The following is a 16,937-nucleotide window of genomic DNA, read 5'->3' on the forward strand; positions in this document are numbered from 1 at the left end:
ATTCATAATGAATGCATCTTATAGAGTGAAATATCCACCATGCATATCACACGTTACACTGATTATTCCCTACGAGTTCTGATCTATTTAGCGATCAACAACCAATCTCTTAGCACCATCGGCGACATTGCTAACAGTTATGGTATTTCTAAAAACCATTTAATGAAGATCGTTCAGCAACTCAACCTCAAAGGACATCTGATCGCCACAAGAGGAAAAAATGGTGGTTTGAAACTCAGTTGCCATCCAAGTCAGATCAACATAGGTACGTTAGTTCGAGAGTTAGAAGACAAACGTAATTTGGTTGAATGTTTTGGCGAGGATAATAACTGTGTCATTACACCAAATTGCCAATTGAAAACTATCTTTGCTGAAGCTCAAGAGTGTTTTTACAAGAGCTTAGACGCTTATAGCTTGCAAGATCTCCTCGGTGAAGGGCACAGCTACAAGCTAGGGCAACTCTTGGCGGTTGAAGTTATTTAAAAGTAAGCAAGTTTTGTTTACTCACTAGGTTTACGATGATGAAAGATTTAAATCAAAACCCCAACAATGGCGTTTCAATGACGGCATTTTTCGAACTCGCGTTTCGACCATTTTTCTTGTTTGCATCACTTTTTAGTATTGCAGCATTAGTTGGTTGGGCTGCTTTTTGGAATGGCAGCACAAGCCTAAATGTTTATGGAGGTGCAATGTGGTGGCATATTCATGAAATGTTATTTGGCTTTGCAGCCACTGTAGTGGTTGGTTTTCTACTGACGGCCGTACAAAACTGGACGGGTGTCCGCAGTATTAACGGACGTGGGTTAATGATACTTTTGGCTATCTGGTTGTGTGCGAGAATAGCGATGCTCCTACCTGATGTGCTAAGCCATTGGTTGGTAGCTGGACTCGATTTACTGTTTTTGCCTATCGCTATAATTTATCTTGCTCACAATATTGTCAGCGTGAAGCTTTGGCGAAATCTGCTGTTCATTCCTATTCTGCTGCTTATGACTTTTGCCAATGCCGCTATGCACTATGGTGTTCTATTTCAGCAGCCACTCTTAATTTCACAAGCTAGCACAAGCATGGTGTTATTGGTCACTTTAGTGATGTGCATTATGGGTGGACGAGTCTTTCCTATGTTTACCGCGAATGGCACACAGACGCCACGAACCCCTGCATTACCATGGCTCGAAAAGCTGAGCATTGTGAGTACCATTTTGGCTGTTGTGTTGAGCTTTCAGATACTTCCAGTCCCCCAAAATCTTGTTGCTTTCGTGTTTATTGTCAGTGGCTTGGCAAATGCGATTAGGGCGGTAAGGTGGAAAGTATGGGTGGCTTTTAAGACTCCCCTTGTGTGGTCTTTACATTTAAGCTACTGGGCAATTTCGTTAGGATTGATCTTATTTGGCGTTTCGATCATTTCGCCATTGGTCACGCAATCACAAGCCATTCATGCCTTAACCGTTGGTGGAATGGGTGTGATGATCTTATCAATGATCTCACGTGTGTCTTTAGGACATACCGGTCGAACTATTGCGATTGGTAATATAATGACTGCGGCGTTAGTCGCCATTATTTTTGCCTTTATTGTTCGAGTGTTTGGTGGATACTTTACCAATAATATTGTCTCTATCATCACCTTATCCAGTGCTCTGTGGGTTGTCGCGTACAGTTGTTTCGTTGTGTTGTACTTACCAATTCTAATAAAACCAAAGGCTTAAATACTCCAAGATAATAAGTAGGTAATTCGACCAATATTAAAGTTGCATTTAAAATGCATCTTTAATATTATGACCTGAGTGAGTTATTTAAATACAATCAAAGAGAGCATGATTATGAGCTGTTGTGGCGGATGTGGTGGTTCAAACCACGAAGAAAAAGCAAAAGAAGCTGAACAAAAGAAACAAGCAGAGCAGCAAGAGACTAAGCAAGAAAACGCTTAATTAAAGCAACGCTCAAGCAAAATTTAAGAATCCAGAGACTTCGATGAAGCCTCTGGATTTTTTTTGTTTTTATGGCTTCATGACGAGAGTTTAGACACGACTAAATCACGTCATTGAATTCGACCCTTTCAAGTGAACTTCTGTGCTTGAATGACATTCATCGCTAGCTTGCTCATACCTTTCAGTACGTAGCGCCGAATTGCTTAATGCTTAAGTCTGTGGTTTGAATACGAAGAGTATTTATTACGTTGGAGTTAGTGATATTCAAATAATAATATATTGATGAAAGGTTTCAGGTAGTGGGGAACAGGCTTCAATCAGTTAACTAAAATGCGGTTTCGGGAATGGTTAGTGGTTAGACTCAAACGTTAGGTTCGATGACCATACGCTAGATACAAAAAAGCCGCTGATTTCTCAGCGGCTTTCTTTAATGTGGTGGAGGGATAGGGATTTGAACCCTAGAACCGCTATTAACGGTTGCCGGTTTTCAAGACCGGTGCTTTCGACCACTCAGCCATCCCTCCAGTGGCGTGCATAATATAAGGGGGAGAGTTCCTTGTAAACCCTTTATTATCATAATCTTGTTTGGTTGCTTATTTTCTAGTCATTAGCGGCAATAAAAAAGGGAAGCAATGAGCTTCCCTTTTTTAACTGATGATCATTTAGTCATTTTTTGTGTAGAAACGCTGTAGCTCAGTCAGGCCTTGCATTAATACAGGTAAGCGAGGGCTTACATCTTTTAGGCGTTTGTAGTTTTGGTCGTACAGCTTGTAGTTTCCAAATTTATCTAACACCGTCGTTTGCTTCTCGGTAACAAGCGCCAATTCACGAGAATCGCCCGCTAGTATCCATTTTCTCTTACGTTCATCAAACAGGCTACGACCGCTGCTGAAGTCTGTTGGGTTTGAAGATACACCCAGCAGTTCTTGCATCAGTGTGACAGATACATCTAAGTGACTCGAACGGTGAGTATATTCAGAAGCAGACTTACCAGGCCAGTTGATAAAAAGTGGCACTTGTAACTGATAGCGACTGTAGTTGGAGTTTGCGCCCCAGCTGTTGGTTTTAGTTTCGTTAAACTCAGTACCGTGATTAGAGGTAATGATAACCACCGTGTTGTCGGTTAGCTCTAAGCGTTCCAGTTCAGCGTAGATTGTTGCTAGCTGAGTATCGGCTGCGTGAGCTGACTTTTGATAGTCTGCAGCAAAACGTTCCGCTATGGTTAACGTTGAGTCTGACTCTGAACTTGAATCGTAGCTAGCGAAGTTATCCAGTGTGGTCAGTTCAATAAAGTTAAACCAAGGGCGTTTAGCTTGCGGTGATTGAATCCAGTCAGACCAAGCCTTGATTGCACTCTGGTCATCATGCGTTGCTTGCTCTGGCATCACATCACGGCCTCGGAAGATGATATCCGAGTAAAGTGTGTCGTCAAAGTTATCACCACTGAAAGCAGCAAACTTATAATTGTGATTATCTAATACATCTAACAGTACTGCACTTGACCCTTGTGCTTCGATGCTACTCGCGTAGCTGCTCGGCAGGCCGTAAAACAAGCCGAAAATACCAAACATATCGTTACTTGAACTGTAGTGATTGGTGAAGTTGGTCGATTGTTGTGCGTAGGCATAGCTGTTTGGCATCGCTGTGGCATTGAGTGCATCAGAGCGAAGGTTGTTCACACTCACCATCAGAATGTTAAGATCGTCACTGCGGCGGTTGTATTGAATTTTTTCGAGCGGGTAGCTAACTAAGTTTACGTTCTCTTTGTTGGCTTCTAAACGCTGTAAATATTCTTCACGGTCTAATAGGCCATGTTTTTCCATAAAGCTTTTCGCTGTCATTGGGTATGACAGTGGGAAGTTCGCTTTCTGGCTAGTAATTGGGTTGTAGAAATACGCATCAGCCCACATGTAGGTCAAGTGGCTACTGATAAAACACAAGAAGAAGACGGCAGTAATTGGACGGCCAATGTGTTTATGAGACAGTTTACGTTGCTTACGCCAAACCCACTCAGACAGACCTAGCTGTAACAAGAAGATAAGCGGCATAACAATGAAGAGGTGTTGCAAATCAGACGTGAATGCAGACTCCTCTCCACTGAATAAAACCTCCCACACGACAGGTGTCAGGTGGAGGTTTATATTTTGATACGTTTGGGTATCAATCAGTAGGACAGTTAAACCTATGGTTGCAAAGCAAACGGCAACCAAACGTAATAACTTCCTCGACGGAAGAACAAAAGTAAGCGGAAACAGCACTAATAGATAAAGCGCGAATACTAAAAAGCCGAAATGACCAACCCATGATGCAGCCAAATAAAATTGACCCAATAGGGTTTCTGGCCAAGCAGATTGAGTAATATAACGAGTACCAATCAACATCGCAGCAATGATGTTGAAAAATGCAAACCAGTGACCCCAACCAACAAGTCGAGATACGCGATCGCTATATGAGTTTGCGCTGTCTACCATTTATAATTCTTTTATCCGTCAATCAAATTTAGTGAGACTTTTTATCTTCAAGAGAAGAAATTAAAGCTTCGGCAAATTTTTCAGCAATTCCTTTGCGTTGTGAAGCAGCAACATTCTGATTTAAGACATTGGTTGCGATATTTCCAGCGATCATCAGCGAAAGTTCTGGTGAAGCTTTGTGCTTTGTTAGTACAGCACCTACTTCAGCTAGGATTTTTTCAACTTGATCATCTGTGTATTTAGATATAATCGGCATAAGGACTCTAATAATGATAGTAAAAGCGGCTTATGATAACCTACTATGCACGACAACTGAAACCTGAACGGTAATATTTTCACTATGAGCCTTCACCTTTCCAACGTAATTTTACACCAGCTGAGCAAGAACGATCAGGATGAACTGATTGTTAACTATCGTGCTGAATCTCTAGAGAACGATGCTTCATCTGAAAGCCTAGTTGCTGAACTTCACCGTGTTTTTAATTCAAAAGCAGGCAAAGGGTTTGGTTCTTTCAAATCCGACAGCGAATTCCAGCAGTCGTTGCATGAATTTCGAGCGGGAGAGCAAAGTTTCTATGATTTCTCTCAAAAAAGTGCGCTACGTCTAAAAGATGAGTTATCGAAATACCCATTTGCTGACGAAGGCACTTTGGTACTCGCTGAATACCAATCACTGGCGACAGACTACCTTTTCATCGGTTTACTGCCTTCGAACCAAAGTTTGAAAGTGACTGAAGGGCTAGACATCAGTGCGACTGATTACCTTGATATCTCAAAGATGGATATTGTGGCGCGCCTTGACCTTTCAACATACGACACAGACAAAGAGTCAAACCGTTACTTAACTTACATTAAAGGACGTGTTGGTCGTAAAGTCGCGGATTTCTTCTTAGATTTCTTACAAGCTGAAGTCGGTTTGGATGCGAAACAGCAAAACCAAGTACTGATGCAAGCGGTAGAAGATTTCGTTTCAGACTCTAAGTTAGAAAAAGAAGAAGCGATCAGCTATAAAAAGCAGGTTGCGGATTACTGTAACGAACAGCTAAAAGCGGGCGATGAAGTTCAAGTTCGTGAACTTTCTGGAGAACTGCCAGCAAGCACTGATGGTACAAGCTTCTTTGACTATACTAGTGAGCAAGGCTACGAGTTAGAAGATAGTTTTCCCGCTGATCGCGCAACTATGCGTAAACTAACAAAATTTGTTGGTGCTGGTGGCGGTTTGAATGTTAGTTTTGATAGTCTGCTTCTAGGCGAACGTATCTTTTACGACCCGGAGACAGACACGCTAACGATTAAAGGCACACCGCCTAACTTACGTGACCAACTGACTCGCAATAAGTCATAGTCCGAAGTTAACGAGTAAAAGCGGCAGCAAGATGCTGTCGCTTGTTTTGTGCTTAGTCTTTTAGCAAGTGTCATGGCTTCAAGTTAACACGCACAAGGAATATAGATGGAACAATCAGTAACAAAGCCCAAACGTTTTAAAAAACCGGCCACTTTCTTGGTTGTTATCTTGGCTCTGTGGCTACTTCCTTCATTGGCTCTTCTTAATCTAAGCCGTTCCTACACTAATTCTCTTGCTCAAATTGAAGAACTCGGTATTCGCGTCAATGAATTAAGGCAATCGCTTTACTTCTCTGAGCCGCTGCGAGTCTCTCGTATCAATGAATTAGCACTTGATGCTCAGTTGGTTTATTCGATCCGACTGCAGATCGAATCTGATTTCCAACACGCCTTGTTTCGCCCTGATGTAAACCAACTGCTTTACGTGGCTGATCAATTTCTAGAAAAATTTGATGAATTCATTCCTATAGAAAGTCAGGTTCAAGATATTGTCGATAACATTAAGGTATTACGCGCGGATACCGAACTTTCCCCTAAGCTAAAGCCGCTACTCAACGAATTCGGAGTCGTTATTTTTGAAGCGATGTATTCCGATAACCAAAGCTCATCAGCCACTTATCGTGCGTTTGATTCTATCTTAGAAAAATCTTATTCATTGAAGAGTGAAGAGCAAGACGCACTGCAACAGTTATTAGCTGATGCTTCAGCGTTGTTGAGTGATTACGCTCAGCTCAATTATTTGGTCGATAAAATCAAGAAAAACTCGGTGAACGAACAGATTATTGAACTTGAAGCTGAATTTCATGACCGTCAGTTTAACCTATTGCTAGTGATGCTAGGTTTAAGCTTGGTCACGATGATCACATTAGTGTTGTGGGGCGTTAGATCGAAAAAATTGGTTCAACAAGCAGACAAAAAACAGAGTCCTGAATCAGTAACCGATTCAAGTAGGGAAAATGCTCTCTCTGGTTCTCGTAGCAAAACTGGTTCTCGTAGCAATAATGGTTCTCGTAGCAATACTGCTTCTCGCAATAAAACAGCTTCTCACTACGACATTGCTTCTTCTGCGGTGAAACAATCAAGTAATGACGCTTCCGTATCGAGTGTTACGCCAATGAGCACACATTCCGCCTCTCAATCTCAATCTCAACCTCAAAAGAGCGTGAACGTTACAGTTCAGCAAATTGTTAAGCGGAACACTGAGGAAGCTCCAGTGGCAGAGAAACACATCCCCAGTGTGACAGATTCAAAGCCTGCGATAGATATTGAAGACATGTTAGAAACGCTCGATGGTGATGCTGAGTCTGTTGAATTGCTGCTCGGCGTCTTTGTACAAGATCACGCTGATGACTACACGAAGTTCAAATCTCTTCTCATTAAAGATGAAACCTCTGCTGCTCGTATTGTACATAGCTTGAAGGGCGTAGCTGGTAGTATCAAAGCGTCTCGATTAGCTATCATTGCAGCGACTATAGAAATGACAATGAAACAGTCGAGAGCCATTAGTGAACACGATTTAAAAGAGCTAGAGGCAGCAATAAAAGCTTCTATAGATGCCGCGTTTGAATATTTAGATAAGCAGCGTTAACTTTTGTAGGAATTTTGACAATACTCTGACGAAGTGCTCATACAATCCGCGGCCTTAGTCTTTGTCAGAGGTTTACATGTTACGAGTTTCGAGTCGAAGTTGGATGGTGTTGGTGCTTAGTATCTTGCTAAGTGGTTGTTCTCTCTTAGAAGTTAAGTTAGATAGTCAAACGACACCTCTTAGTCAACAAGAGCTGAATGCTCGAATCATGACGCGTGAATACGCGAAAATGTTTTTTACGCGAGTAGAAGACTCCGCAGATCTCATCGCTCAATCTTACCCTGCCGATGACACCTTACATCAATCTTATGTGTTGCTTTGGAAGATTCATTCAGAGCAGGGCTTACAGCAAGCTGCTTATCAAACTTCACCGATGTCTGCCTTAATCGACTCGTGGGTGTTCACTGCCCAAATGAATCAGTTTTATCGCCAAGGTGATGGTGCTGTCCTGTTCGCGACGGATGATGCGGTAAAAACGGCTCACTTTCTGGAACAAGAAGCAGAGAAACTGGCAAAGGGTGTATTGAGCTCGAGTGATTTCAAGAACAGCAAAGCGTTCGTTGCGCAGTTTGCTGCTAGCCACCCATTTAAAGATCTCACATTCAGAAGCACACCCGCTTACCGTGAATGGCTGACCTATCTTGGTAAAGACGAGTCACAAATCGTCCAGAGCTTAGGAACCATGCCAGAGGCGATGAACGATGCATCAGACCGTTTAAGCTTGATGGCAGATCAAACACCAAAATTGATGTCTTGGAAAGCGGAGTTAGTCGCTCTGAACAGCTCACTAACGGGTGAAGACTTGTCTATGACATTAGAAAGCCTTCGTCAAACGTCGGCAAGCATGCAAGACTTCATTGAAAATAATCCGGAGTACATGCAAACGCTGGCTTCTATTATGTCGACAGAAATGCAGCCATTGCTAAACGACCTTAGCGACAAGACAGACCAAAAATTAGCGATGCTCACTGAAGAGCGTGTGGCGTTAGAAAAAATGGTGACACGTGAAAGAGAAGCTCTGGTAGATATGATTGCGAAAGAGCGCATCGAGATTGCAGGTATCGTGACTTCAGAAAGGGAGTTGTTTACGCAAGACCTTGACCGCGTATCTCAAGAGGTGGTGGTACTCGCGATTGATAAACTTATGGACTTAATCAAAGGTGTGATTATCTACTTCATCCTGTTTATCTTAGTGGTGTTCTTTGCACCGTTAGGCATCGGTTACTGGCTGGGTAAGCGAACCATAAATAAATAGATGAACCAGTAGATCAAAAAAAGAGCGCTCTAGGGCGCTCTTTTTGCATTTATATCATTAACGTCTTTGTACTTACTTTCTAAAGCTCTGAGGCATTAACTTATGCTTGCTGCTTAGTAAGCTCTGCCGCTTCTTCAGTTTCAACTGCTGGTGCCGTTGGCTCACACTTATCAACGAACCAACCCATGTAAGACGTTACGATAGTCACGAGGATACAGATGAAGCTCAACCACATGAACGGTGCATAAGAGAGCGTTGCAACGCCTAGAATACTCGCCATGTAGATACCGTTATCACTCCAAGGAACCATGCCTGACGTTAACGTGCCACCAAACTCAGCATTACGAGATAGGTTCTTACGTTTGTAGCCCAAGCGGTCGTAGTTCTTCGCACAGATTTTTGGCGTAAGGATTAACGATACGTACATCGCAGAACCGAACACGTTACCCATGAAAGCCGTACCAATTGTGCTCGTTGCTAGAGAACCTGCGCTGTTTACACGGCGCTCGAACACTTTAGCAATTGTCTCTAGTACACCCACTTTATCCAGTAAGCCACCAAAACCTAGACCAAATACGATAACCGCAACCGAACCAAGCATTGAAGACATGCCACCACGGTTAAGAATTGAATCAATGAATTCTACGCCAGATGAGATAGAGAACGGTGCCCAAGCAGTGTTGAATGCCGTTAGGAAGTCGATCTCTTGGATCATGACTGCCCAGATAATACCCAGCAGAGAACCAAAGCTGATTACTGGGAATGAGGGCATGCGGAAAGCCAATAGGCCAAGCACGATAAGTACTGGAACGAATGAGTAAGGCGTGATGTAGAACTGAACTTCCATTGCTTTGATGACAGAATCTACTTGGCTCATGTCAACATTACCTGCGTAGTGGAAACCAAACGCAGTAAACATGATGCCAGTAATAATGTAGCTGATTAGCGCAACAGGCAGCATGCCTTTGATGTGTTCAACCACTTCGACACCAGACATTGAAGAAGCCAGAATCACTGAATCAGAAAGTGGAGACATCTTGTCACCGAAGTAACAACCTGATAGCACCGCACCCGCTGTAATTGGTGCTGGAACACCTAAGCCTTGGCCAATACCCATCATCGCGATGCCTGCAGTACCCGCAGCACCCCAAGACGTACCGGTCGCCAATGCGGTTAGAGAACAGATGATCATGGTCGCTAAAAGGAAGATAGAAGGGTGGATAGCTTTCAGACCATAGTAAATGATAGTAGGTACGATCCCGCCTGAGATCCAAGTACCAACAAGAGCGCCAACGGCTAAAAGTATTAAAACTGCGCCTAAGCCATTGGATATTCCTTTGAGTGCTGCTTTTTCTAAGTCTTTGTATTCGTGGCCAAGACGAATACCAAGAACCATGATAATGAACCAACCAATATACAAGGCAAGTTGAATTGGAAGGTCAAGCTTTGCTGTAAAGGAAAAAGCAAGGGATAGAAATAGTCCTAACGCGATGAATACCTGTAATAGGTTCGGTAGGCGAGTTTTACTCTGCTTCATAAAAGCCTCTTGTTAATTCGAGCATTTATAGTGCTTCGTTATAGTGTGTGGTGCAAAACGGACACTACAGTAATTAGTTTATTATATCGAAAAAATACGCCCAAGTTGTGATATTTGACTGTTAACTCAATCAATTGTGGTTTCATAATCTGAAATTTTGTTAAATTCATGATTGCTACATGTTGAGGTTTGTCGCGTGTTGTTTTCGTTTTGTAAAATATAATTCTGATTAACCTTGGTTTAAAAGTGGGATTTACTGTTTGTGATGAGTGTCGATTCAAGCGGTTTTGGCGATGTAAATGTTTGAATTTGACGATAATGGGTGTTTTAACAATGGTCCAGACATTGAATGTCGATACAGAGATAACTGCACGATTCATTACGTTCACTTAAAAGAAACGAAAAAGTTACACTTTTTGACAAAAAGCGCTTGAGTTCTGTTTCTGAAAAACTTATAGATGGGGGAGAGCAATTTTTAATTTATACATGGAGAGTGAGCGATGAGAGTAGGTCTAGTTGGTTGGCGCGGTATGGTTGGTTCTGTACTAATGCAACGTATGGTTGAAGAGAAAGACTTCGACTTGATTGAGCCTGTTTATTACAGCACATCTCAGATTGGTATTCCTGCCCCTGTTCTAGGTGGTAAAGATGCGGGTCTACTTCAAGACGCTTTTGATATTGATAGCCTAAAACAGCTTGATGCTGTGATTACCTGTCAAGGCGGCGATTACACATCAAAAGTATACCCAGCATTGCGTCAAGCAGGTTGGAAAGGTTACTGGATTGATGCGGCTTCTACCTTACGTATGGACGCTGATTCAATCATCACTCTTGATCCTGTTAACTTGGCTCAAATCCAGCAAGGCATTCACGGCGGTACTAACACTTTCGTTGGTGGTAACTGTACTGTGAGCTTAATGCTTATGGCTTTGGGTGGCCTTTACGAGAAAGGTATGGTCGAGTGGATGAGTGCCATGACTTACCAAGCGGCTTCTGGTGCAGGTGCTAAGAACATGCGTGAACTGATCTCACAAATGGGTGTGATCAACGATAGCGTAAGTTCAGAACTAGCAAACCCTTCAAGTTCCATCCTTGATATTGATAAAAAAGTCGCTGATACCATTCGTTCATCTTCATTCCCAACAGACCAATTTGGTGCTCCGCTTGCGGGCTCACTAATCCCTTGGATCGATGTGAAGCGTGAAAATGGTCAAAGCAAAGAGGAATGGAAAGCAGGTGTTGAAGCGAACAAGATTCTTGGCCTAGATGGTCAGCCAATCCCGATTGATGGTACTTGTGTACGAATCGGTGCAATGCGTTGTCATGCTCAAGCACTCACTATTAAGCTTAAGCAAGACGTTCCAATGGACGAAATTGAAGAGATCATCGCGACTCACAATGATTGGGTTAAAGTGGTTCCTAATGAGCGTGACATTACTGCTCAAGAGCTGACACCAGCGAAAGTAACAGGCACTATGTCTGTACCAGTAGGTCGTCTGCGTAAGATGTCTATGGGTAACGACTTCCTAAACGCGTTTACTGTTGGTGACCAATTACTTTGGGGTGCTGCAGAACCACTACGTCGTACTTTACGCATTATCCTTGCCGAGAAAGCGTAACTGCCTCATTTTTTAGAATAATTAACGAAGAAGCGCCTTAGGGCGCTTTTTTTTATTCTATCTCGTCGGTCACTACTCGTTTGTCTGGATCTGCTAACTCACTTGCACAGTGCTTGCAATACATGGCATCCGAATCATGGCCGGCTCGGTTGCAGTTCGGGCACTTAACCAACTCTTTGTGTGAGTTCATCTCATTACTGAGTTCTGCGGTAATGATCCCGGTTGGCACCGCTAAGATAGAGTAACCCAATAGCATGGTAAGCGAAGCGATCGCTTTACCCAACGCGGTTTGGGGGATCATGTCACCGTAGCCAACTGTAGTGATGGTTACAATTGCCCAATAAATACTGTGGGGAATACTGGTGAAGCCATTTTCTGGCCCTTCAATAACAAAGATCAGAGCGCCGAAGATAACGACCAAGATACCCACTGTACTGAAAAAGATCAGTATCTTTCGTCGTGCCATCAACAGTGAGCGCAACAAGATATTAGAATCTTGCAGGTAGCGAACCAGTTTCAGGATTCGGAAGATACGCATCACACGCAGCAGTCTCACCACACCCATAAATGAAGCTCCTGGGAAGATGATCGCTAGGTAGGTCGGAAGAATCGCCAATAGATCAACGACACCGTAAAAGCTGGTGGCGTAGGATTTTGGTTTTGGAGAGCAATAAAGTCTCAACAAATACTCGAGAGTAAAGAGGGCTGTAAAAGTGTATTCGATATAACGCAGCTGTTGTGACCATTCGGTCATCACATTAGGGATGGACTCTAAGATAAGAACCAACAGCGAAGCCAAGATTGCAACGATCAGTGATATATCAAACGCACGCCCAGCTGGAGTATGGGTACCAAAGATAATAACGTACAAATGATGTTTGAGTGGCTTGCGTGACATAAGGAGAGGTTCATCTTTTGTTAAATGCATTAACAGTCATTATACAAGCTTCATAATAACGAGGCGAGTGAAAGCCTAATTGCTTTACTCGCCTCGCCTATAGTTCAGTTTGGTTACCTTTTATAGAGCAACCGAAATGGACTTAAACGTTATGCCAAACCTGGGAACAGGTTACGTAGGCCATTGGCGATGAACTCGATGCCCAATGCACCAAGAATCAAGCCCATGATACGAGTGATCACGTTGATACCTGTTTGACCTAAAAAGCGAACGATAACCGGCGCAGAACGGAACAGAAGCCAAGAGCACGTTGCAAACGCGATGATGCTAATGCCGATTCCTACGGTATCAATGGCTGCTGGATAGCGAGACCCATAAACAATGGTCGAGCTGATTGCACCCGGACCTGCCATTAGCGGCATAGCCAGTGGAACAACACCGATTTGCTCTTTGCTGATGTATTCAGATTTCTCTTGTTTGTTCTGTTTATCTTCACCGAGCTTACCGCTCATCATTGAAAATGCGATGCTCAGTAATAGCAAACCACCTGCAACACGAAATGAGTCTAGCGAGATGCTAAACATATCAAGCAGCATTTGCCCCGCAACAAGCGATACAATCAGGATAACGGCAACAGCAATGTTTGCTTGTAAGGCTGTCCTGTTCCTCTCCTCTGGCGGCATATGAGCAGTAAGAGAAACAAAAACAGGCATGATGCCGATAGGGTTTACGGCAGCAACAAGCCCAAGGAAGAATTGCATAAAAATTGCGAGTTCTAAGCCTTGCATGAGAGCGATCTCCAGTTAGCGTACTTTAAGGTTGAAGGGTTGATCTGTGAATAGTCTAGGCGCGTAATGTAAGGGACAAACTGAATTTGCACGAATGAAAAAAACTAACCTGAAATAGGGGATTTTTTTTAGAAAAACTAATTGAATCTCACTTTTGTATTCGCCTTGTTGAAAGCTAGTTACCAGTGTTTCATTTTGTAACTTGTTATTGAGTAAATGTTAACCATCGCACGAATTTAATAAAAATTATGTCAGAATCTAGCCGATGCAACGGTATGGATATACTCTCAGTAGCACGAATATAGCTGTATACATGTAATTTAACGGACTAAAAATGAAACTTTTTTACAGTTTATGACGCTATGTAGAAAAAAGTTGTCTGTTTGCCTATTTTTTGCGCTAACGAGAAGTGTGATTTTAATCTATGTAAATCATGCTCTTAAGTTGATTTTTGCGATTGACTTACTACTTTTTGGTTAATTCTTTTTGGCTAACTGATCTGGGTCAATTTTTTTCACACAGTGAAATAATATACTCAGTCCTGAAAGCAATTTACTAAGAACGCTGATGTTTAAGGTTAAAGGCAAGCAGCGAATTTAATAAAAAGTTTTTAATATTTATTATTTTAGGAGATCCACCATGCCTGTAACTAACTTAGCGGAACTTGATGCTCTAGTAGCTCGCGTTAAAGCAGCACAAGAAGAGTTTGCAACATTCTCTCAAGAGAAAGTAGACGCAATCTTCCGTGCAGCTTCTCTTGCTGCTAACCACGCTCGTATTCCACTTGCTCAACAAGCAGTTGCTGAATCTGGAATGGGTATTGTTGAAGATAAGGTTATCAAAAACCACTTTGCATCTGAATTTATCTACAACAAATACAAAGACGAAAAAACATGTGGCATTCTTGATGAAGATGAAAGCCTAGGCACAATGACTATCGCTGAGCCTGTAGGTATCATCTGTGGTATCGTTCCAACAACGAACCCAACTTCTACAGCAATCTTCAAATCTCTAATCTCTCTTAAGACACGTAACGGCATCATCTTCTCGCCACACCCACGTGCAAAGAACTCAACTAACGATGCTGCTAAACTTGTTTTAGACGCGGCTGTTAAAGCGGGTGCTCCAAAAGACATCATCGGTTGGATCGACCAACCATCTGTAGAGCTTTCTAACGCACTTATGAAGCACGACGGTATTGCACTTATCCTTGCTACTGGCGGTCCAGGCATGGTTAAAGCAGCATACTCTTCTGGTAAGCCTGCTATCGGTGTTGGTGCTGGTAACGTTCCTGTTGTTATCGATGAAACCGCTGACATCAAACGTGCTGTAGCCTCTATTCTTATGTCTAAAACATTCGATAACGGCGTAGTATGTGCTTCTGAGCAAGCTGCAATCGTAGTTAGCGAAGTATATGACGAAGTTAAAGAGCGTTTTGCTTCTCACAAAGCTCACGTTCTATCTAAAACTGACGCAGATAAAGTACGTAAAGTTCTTCTTATCGACGGCAACCTAAACGCTAAAATCGTAGGTCAACCTGCTCCAGCAATCGCTGAAATGGCGGGTGTTAAAGTTCCTGCTGATACTAAAGTTCTTGTAGGTGAAGGTCTTGGTAAAGTTTCTTACGATGACGAATTCGCTCACGAAAAACTGTCTCCAACACTGGGTCTATTCCGTGCAGACGATTTCGAAGACGCTGTTGCTCAAGCGGTAACGATGGTTGAAATCGGTGGTATCGGTCACACGTCTGGTCTTTACACTAACCAAGACGTAAACGCAGATCGTATTCGTTACTTCGGTGACAAGATGAAAACGGCTCGTATCCTAATCAACATCCCTACTACTCACGGTGGTATCGGTGACCTGTACAACTTCAACGTTGCACCTTCTCTAACTCTTGGTTGTGGTTCATGGGGTGGTAACTCTATCTCTGAGAACGTAGGTCCTAAGCACCTTATCAACAAGAAAACTGTAGCGAAGCGAGCTGAAAATATGTTGTGGCACAAACTACCTAAGTCTATCTACTTCCGTCGTGGCAGCCTTCCAATCGCAATGAGCGACCTAGAAGGTAAGAAACGCGCATTCCTAGTAACTGACCGTTTCTTGTTCAACAACGGTTACGCAGATGACGTAGTGCAAATCCTGAAATCTCAAGGTATTGAAGTTCAAGTCTTCTTTGATGTAGAAGCGGATCCAACATTGTCTGTTGTTGAGAAAGGCGCTGAAGCAATGAAGAGCTTCCAACCTGACGTAATCCTTGCTCTAGGTGGCGGTTCTCCAATGGATGCTGCTAAGATCATGTGGGTTATGTACGAGCACCCAGAAACTCACTTCGAAGAACTTGCAATGCGCTTTATGGATATCCGTAAACGTATCTATAAGTTCCCTAAAATGGGTAAAAAAGCTGAGCTTGTATGTATCACTACAACTTCAGGTACGGGTTCAGAAGTTACGCCTTTCGCCGTTGTTACTGACGACAAGACTGGTGCTAAATACCCACTAGCGGATTACGAAATCACGCCAAACATGGCTGTTGTTGATGCTAACTTAGTAATGAACATGCCTAAGTCTCTAACAGCGTTCGGTGGTTACGATGCCGTAACTCACGCTCTTGAAGCTTACGTATCAGTTCTTGCGAACGAATACTCAGATGGTCAAGCTCTACAAGCTCTTAAGATGCTTAAAGAATACCTACCATCAAGCTACAAAAACGGTTCAGCAGACCCAATCGCTCGTGAAAAAGTACACAACGCTGCAACGATTGCTGGTATTGCCTTTGCGAACGCATTCCTAGGTGTGTGTCACTCAATGGCTCACAAAATTGGTGCTGAGTTCCACCTACCACATGGTCTTGCTAACGCACTACTTATCTCAAACGTTGTGCGTTACAACGCGAACGATAACCCAACTAAGCAAACTGCATTCTCTCAGTACGACCGTCCACAAGCACGTCGTCGTTACGCTGAAGTTGCTGACCACCTAGGCCTAAGCCAAGCTGGTGACCGTACTGCTCAGAAGATTGAACGCCTACTAACTTGGTTAGAAGAGCTTAAGAACGACCTAGACATCCCACTGTCAATTCAAGCTGCGGGTGTTAACGAGTCTGACTTCATCGCTAAACTAGACGAGCTAGCTGTTGAAGCGTTCGATGACCAGTGTACAGGTGCTAACCCACGTTACCCACTAATCACTGAGCTAAAAGAAGTACTAACAACGTCTTACTTCGGTACTCCTTACGTTGAAGGTGAAACTTTCGAAGGCACTACAGTGATTCTTAAGAAAGCTGACCAAAAGCCAGCTGACGCGAAAGCACCAAAAGCTAAGAAAGAAAAAGCTGAAGCATAAGTAAGATTCAGTTTTGAGATAAGTTTTCGCTAGCACGAACCTTATCTATCGGGAAAAGTTTAAAGCCCCAGTCGAGAGACTGGGGCTTTTTTTATGTTTGTTTCGTATGTCTAGTTGTTCTGAGTGAAAAGCTATTGTTCGATTAGCGTTTTAGCGTTTTGGCA

General features: G+C 42.9%; 12 protein-coding genes and 1 tRNA gene. 7 read left to right on the forward strand and 6 right to left on the reverse strand.

Features of this window, described 5'->3' with window-relative positions; translation table 11 throughout:
* The first annotated feature begins 39 nt into the window (after positions 1-39).
* The gene (locus tag BCU75_RS00200; protein WP_102472633.1) at positions 40-483 is read left to right on the forward strand and encodes an RrF2 family transcriptional regulator; all 444 of its coding nucleotides are present in this window, start codon (positions 40-42) and stop codon (positions 481-483) included.
* A gap of 38 nt (positions 484-521) precedes the next feature.
* A complete protein-coding gene (locus tag BCU75_RS00205; RefSeq protein ID WP_102472634.1) occupies positions 522-1,706 on the forward strand; it encodes an NnrS family protein in 1,185 nt (394 codons plus the stop codon).
* 655 nt (positions 1,707-2,361) lie between these two features.
* Here the strand turns inward: BCU75_RS00205 and BCU75_RS00210 are convergent.
* The 3 genes from BCU75_RS00210 to BCU75_RS00220 all read right to left on the reverse strand — a co-directional run bounded on the left by BCU75_RS00210 (position 2,362) and on the right by BCU75_RS00220 (position 4,655).
* A tRNA-Ser gene (locus BCU75_RS00210) sits at positions 2,362-2,452 on the reverse strand.
* A gap of 138 nt (positions 2,453-2,590) precedes the next feature.
* Positions 2,591-4,399 carry a DUF3413 domain-containing protein gene (locus BCU75_RS00215; RefSeq protein ID WP_102472635.1) on the reverse strand — a complete coding sequence of 603 codons (1,809 nt, stop codon included), beginning with the start codon at positions 4,397-4,399 and terminating at the stop codon, positions 2,591-2,593.
* A gap of 28 nt (positions 4,400-4,427) precedes the next feature.
* A complete protein-coding gene (locus BCU75_RS00220) occupies positions 4,428-4,655 on the reverse strand; it encodes a YejL family protein (protein WP_004734063.1) in 228 nt (75 codons plus the stop codon).
* Positions 4,656-4,739: 84 nt separating this feature from the next.
* Here BCU75_RS00220 and yejK point away from each other — a divergent pair, with 84 nt between their 5' ends.
* From yejK to BCU75_RS00235, 3 genes are all read left to right on the forward strand, one after another.
* Positions 4,740-5,744, forward strand: coding sequence for a nucleoid-associated protein YejK (yejK, locus tag BCU75_RS00225; RefSeq protein ID WP_017079528.1), 1,005 nt, complete (start codon positions 4,740-4,742; stop codon positions 5,742-5,744).
* 105 nt (positions 5,745-5,849) lie between these two features.
* On the forward strand, positions 5,850-7,331 hold the full coding sequence (locus tag BCU75_RS00230; protein ID WP_102472636.1) for an Hpt domain-containing protein: 1,482 nt from the start codon (positions 5,850-5,852) through the stop codon (positions 7,329-7,331).
* A 76-nt stretch (positions 7,332-7,407) separates the two neighbouring features.
* On the forward strand, positions 7,408-8,586 hold the full coding sequence (locus tag BCU75_RS00235) for a chemotaxis protein (protein ID WP_102472637.1): 1,179 nt from the start codon (positions 7,408-7,410) through the stop codon (positions 8,584-8,586).
* A gap of 100 nt (positions 8,587-8,686) precedes the next feature.
* Here the strand turns inward: BCU75_RS00235 and nhaC are convergent, their stop codons facing one another.
* The gene (nhaC, locus tag BCU75_RS00240) at positions 8,687-10,123 is read right to left on the reverse strand and encodes a Na+/H+ antiporter NhaC (protein WP_076678326.1); all 1,437 of its coding nucleotides are present in this window, start codon (positions 10,121-10,123) and stop codon (positions 8,687-8,689) included.
* A 500-nt stretch (positions 10,124-10,623) separates the two neighbouring features.
* Here nhaC and asd point away from each other — a divergent pair, with 500 nt between their 5' ends.
* Positions 10,624-11,742, forward strand: a complete 1,119-nt coding sequence (gene asd, locus BCU75_RS00245) for an aspartate-semialdehyde dehydrogenase (RefSeq protein ID WP_102457869.1) — start codon at positions 10,624-10,626, stop codon at positions 11,740-11,742.
* Positions 11,743-11,794: 52 nt separating this feature from the next.
* Here the strand turns inward: asd and BCU75_RS00250 are convergent, their stop codons facing one another.
* Both BCU75_RS00250 and BCU75_RS00255 read right to left on the reverse strand, forming a co-directional pair.
* Positions 11,795-12,640, reverse strand: a complete 846-nt coding sequence (locus BCU75_RS00250) for an ion transporter (RefSeq protein ID WP_076678329.1) — start codon at positions 12,638-12,640, stop codon at positions 11,795-11,797.
* Between the two features lie 149 nt (positions 12,641-12,789).
* Positions 12,790-13,428 (reverse strand): YchE family NAAT transporter, encoded by a 639-nt coding sequence (locus BCU75_RS00255; protein WP_004734056.1) that lies wholly within the window; start codon positions 13,426-13,428, stop codon positions 12,790-12,792.
* Positions 13,429-14,067: 639 nt separating this feature from the next.
* On the opposite strand from BCU75_RS00255, the gene adhE reads away from it, so the two are divergent.
* Positions 14,068-16,773, forward strand: coding sequence for a bifunctional acetaldehyde-CoA/alcohol dehydrogenase (gene adhE / locus BCU75_RS00260; protein WP_076678328.1), 2,706 nt, complete (start codon positions 14,068-14,070; stop codon positions 16,771-16,773).
* Positions 16,774-16,937 lie beyond the last annotated feature (164 nt).

The organism is Vibrio splendidus (genome assembly GCF_002873455.1).
GTDB lineage: Bacteria > Pseudomonadota > Gammaproteobacteria > Enterobacterales > Vibrionaceae > Vibrio > Vibrio splendidus_J.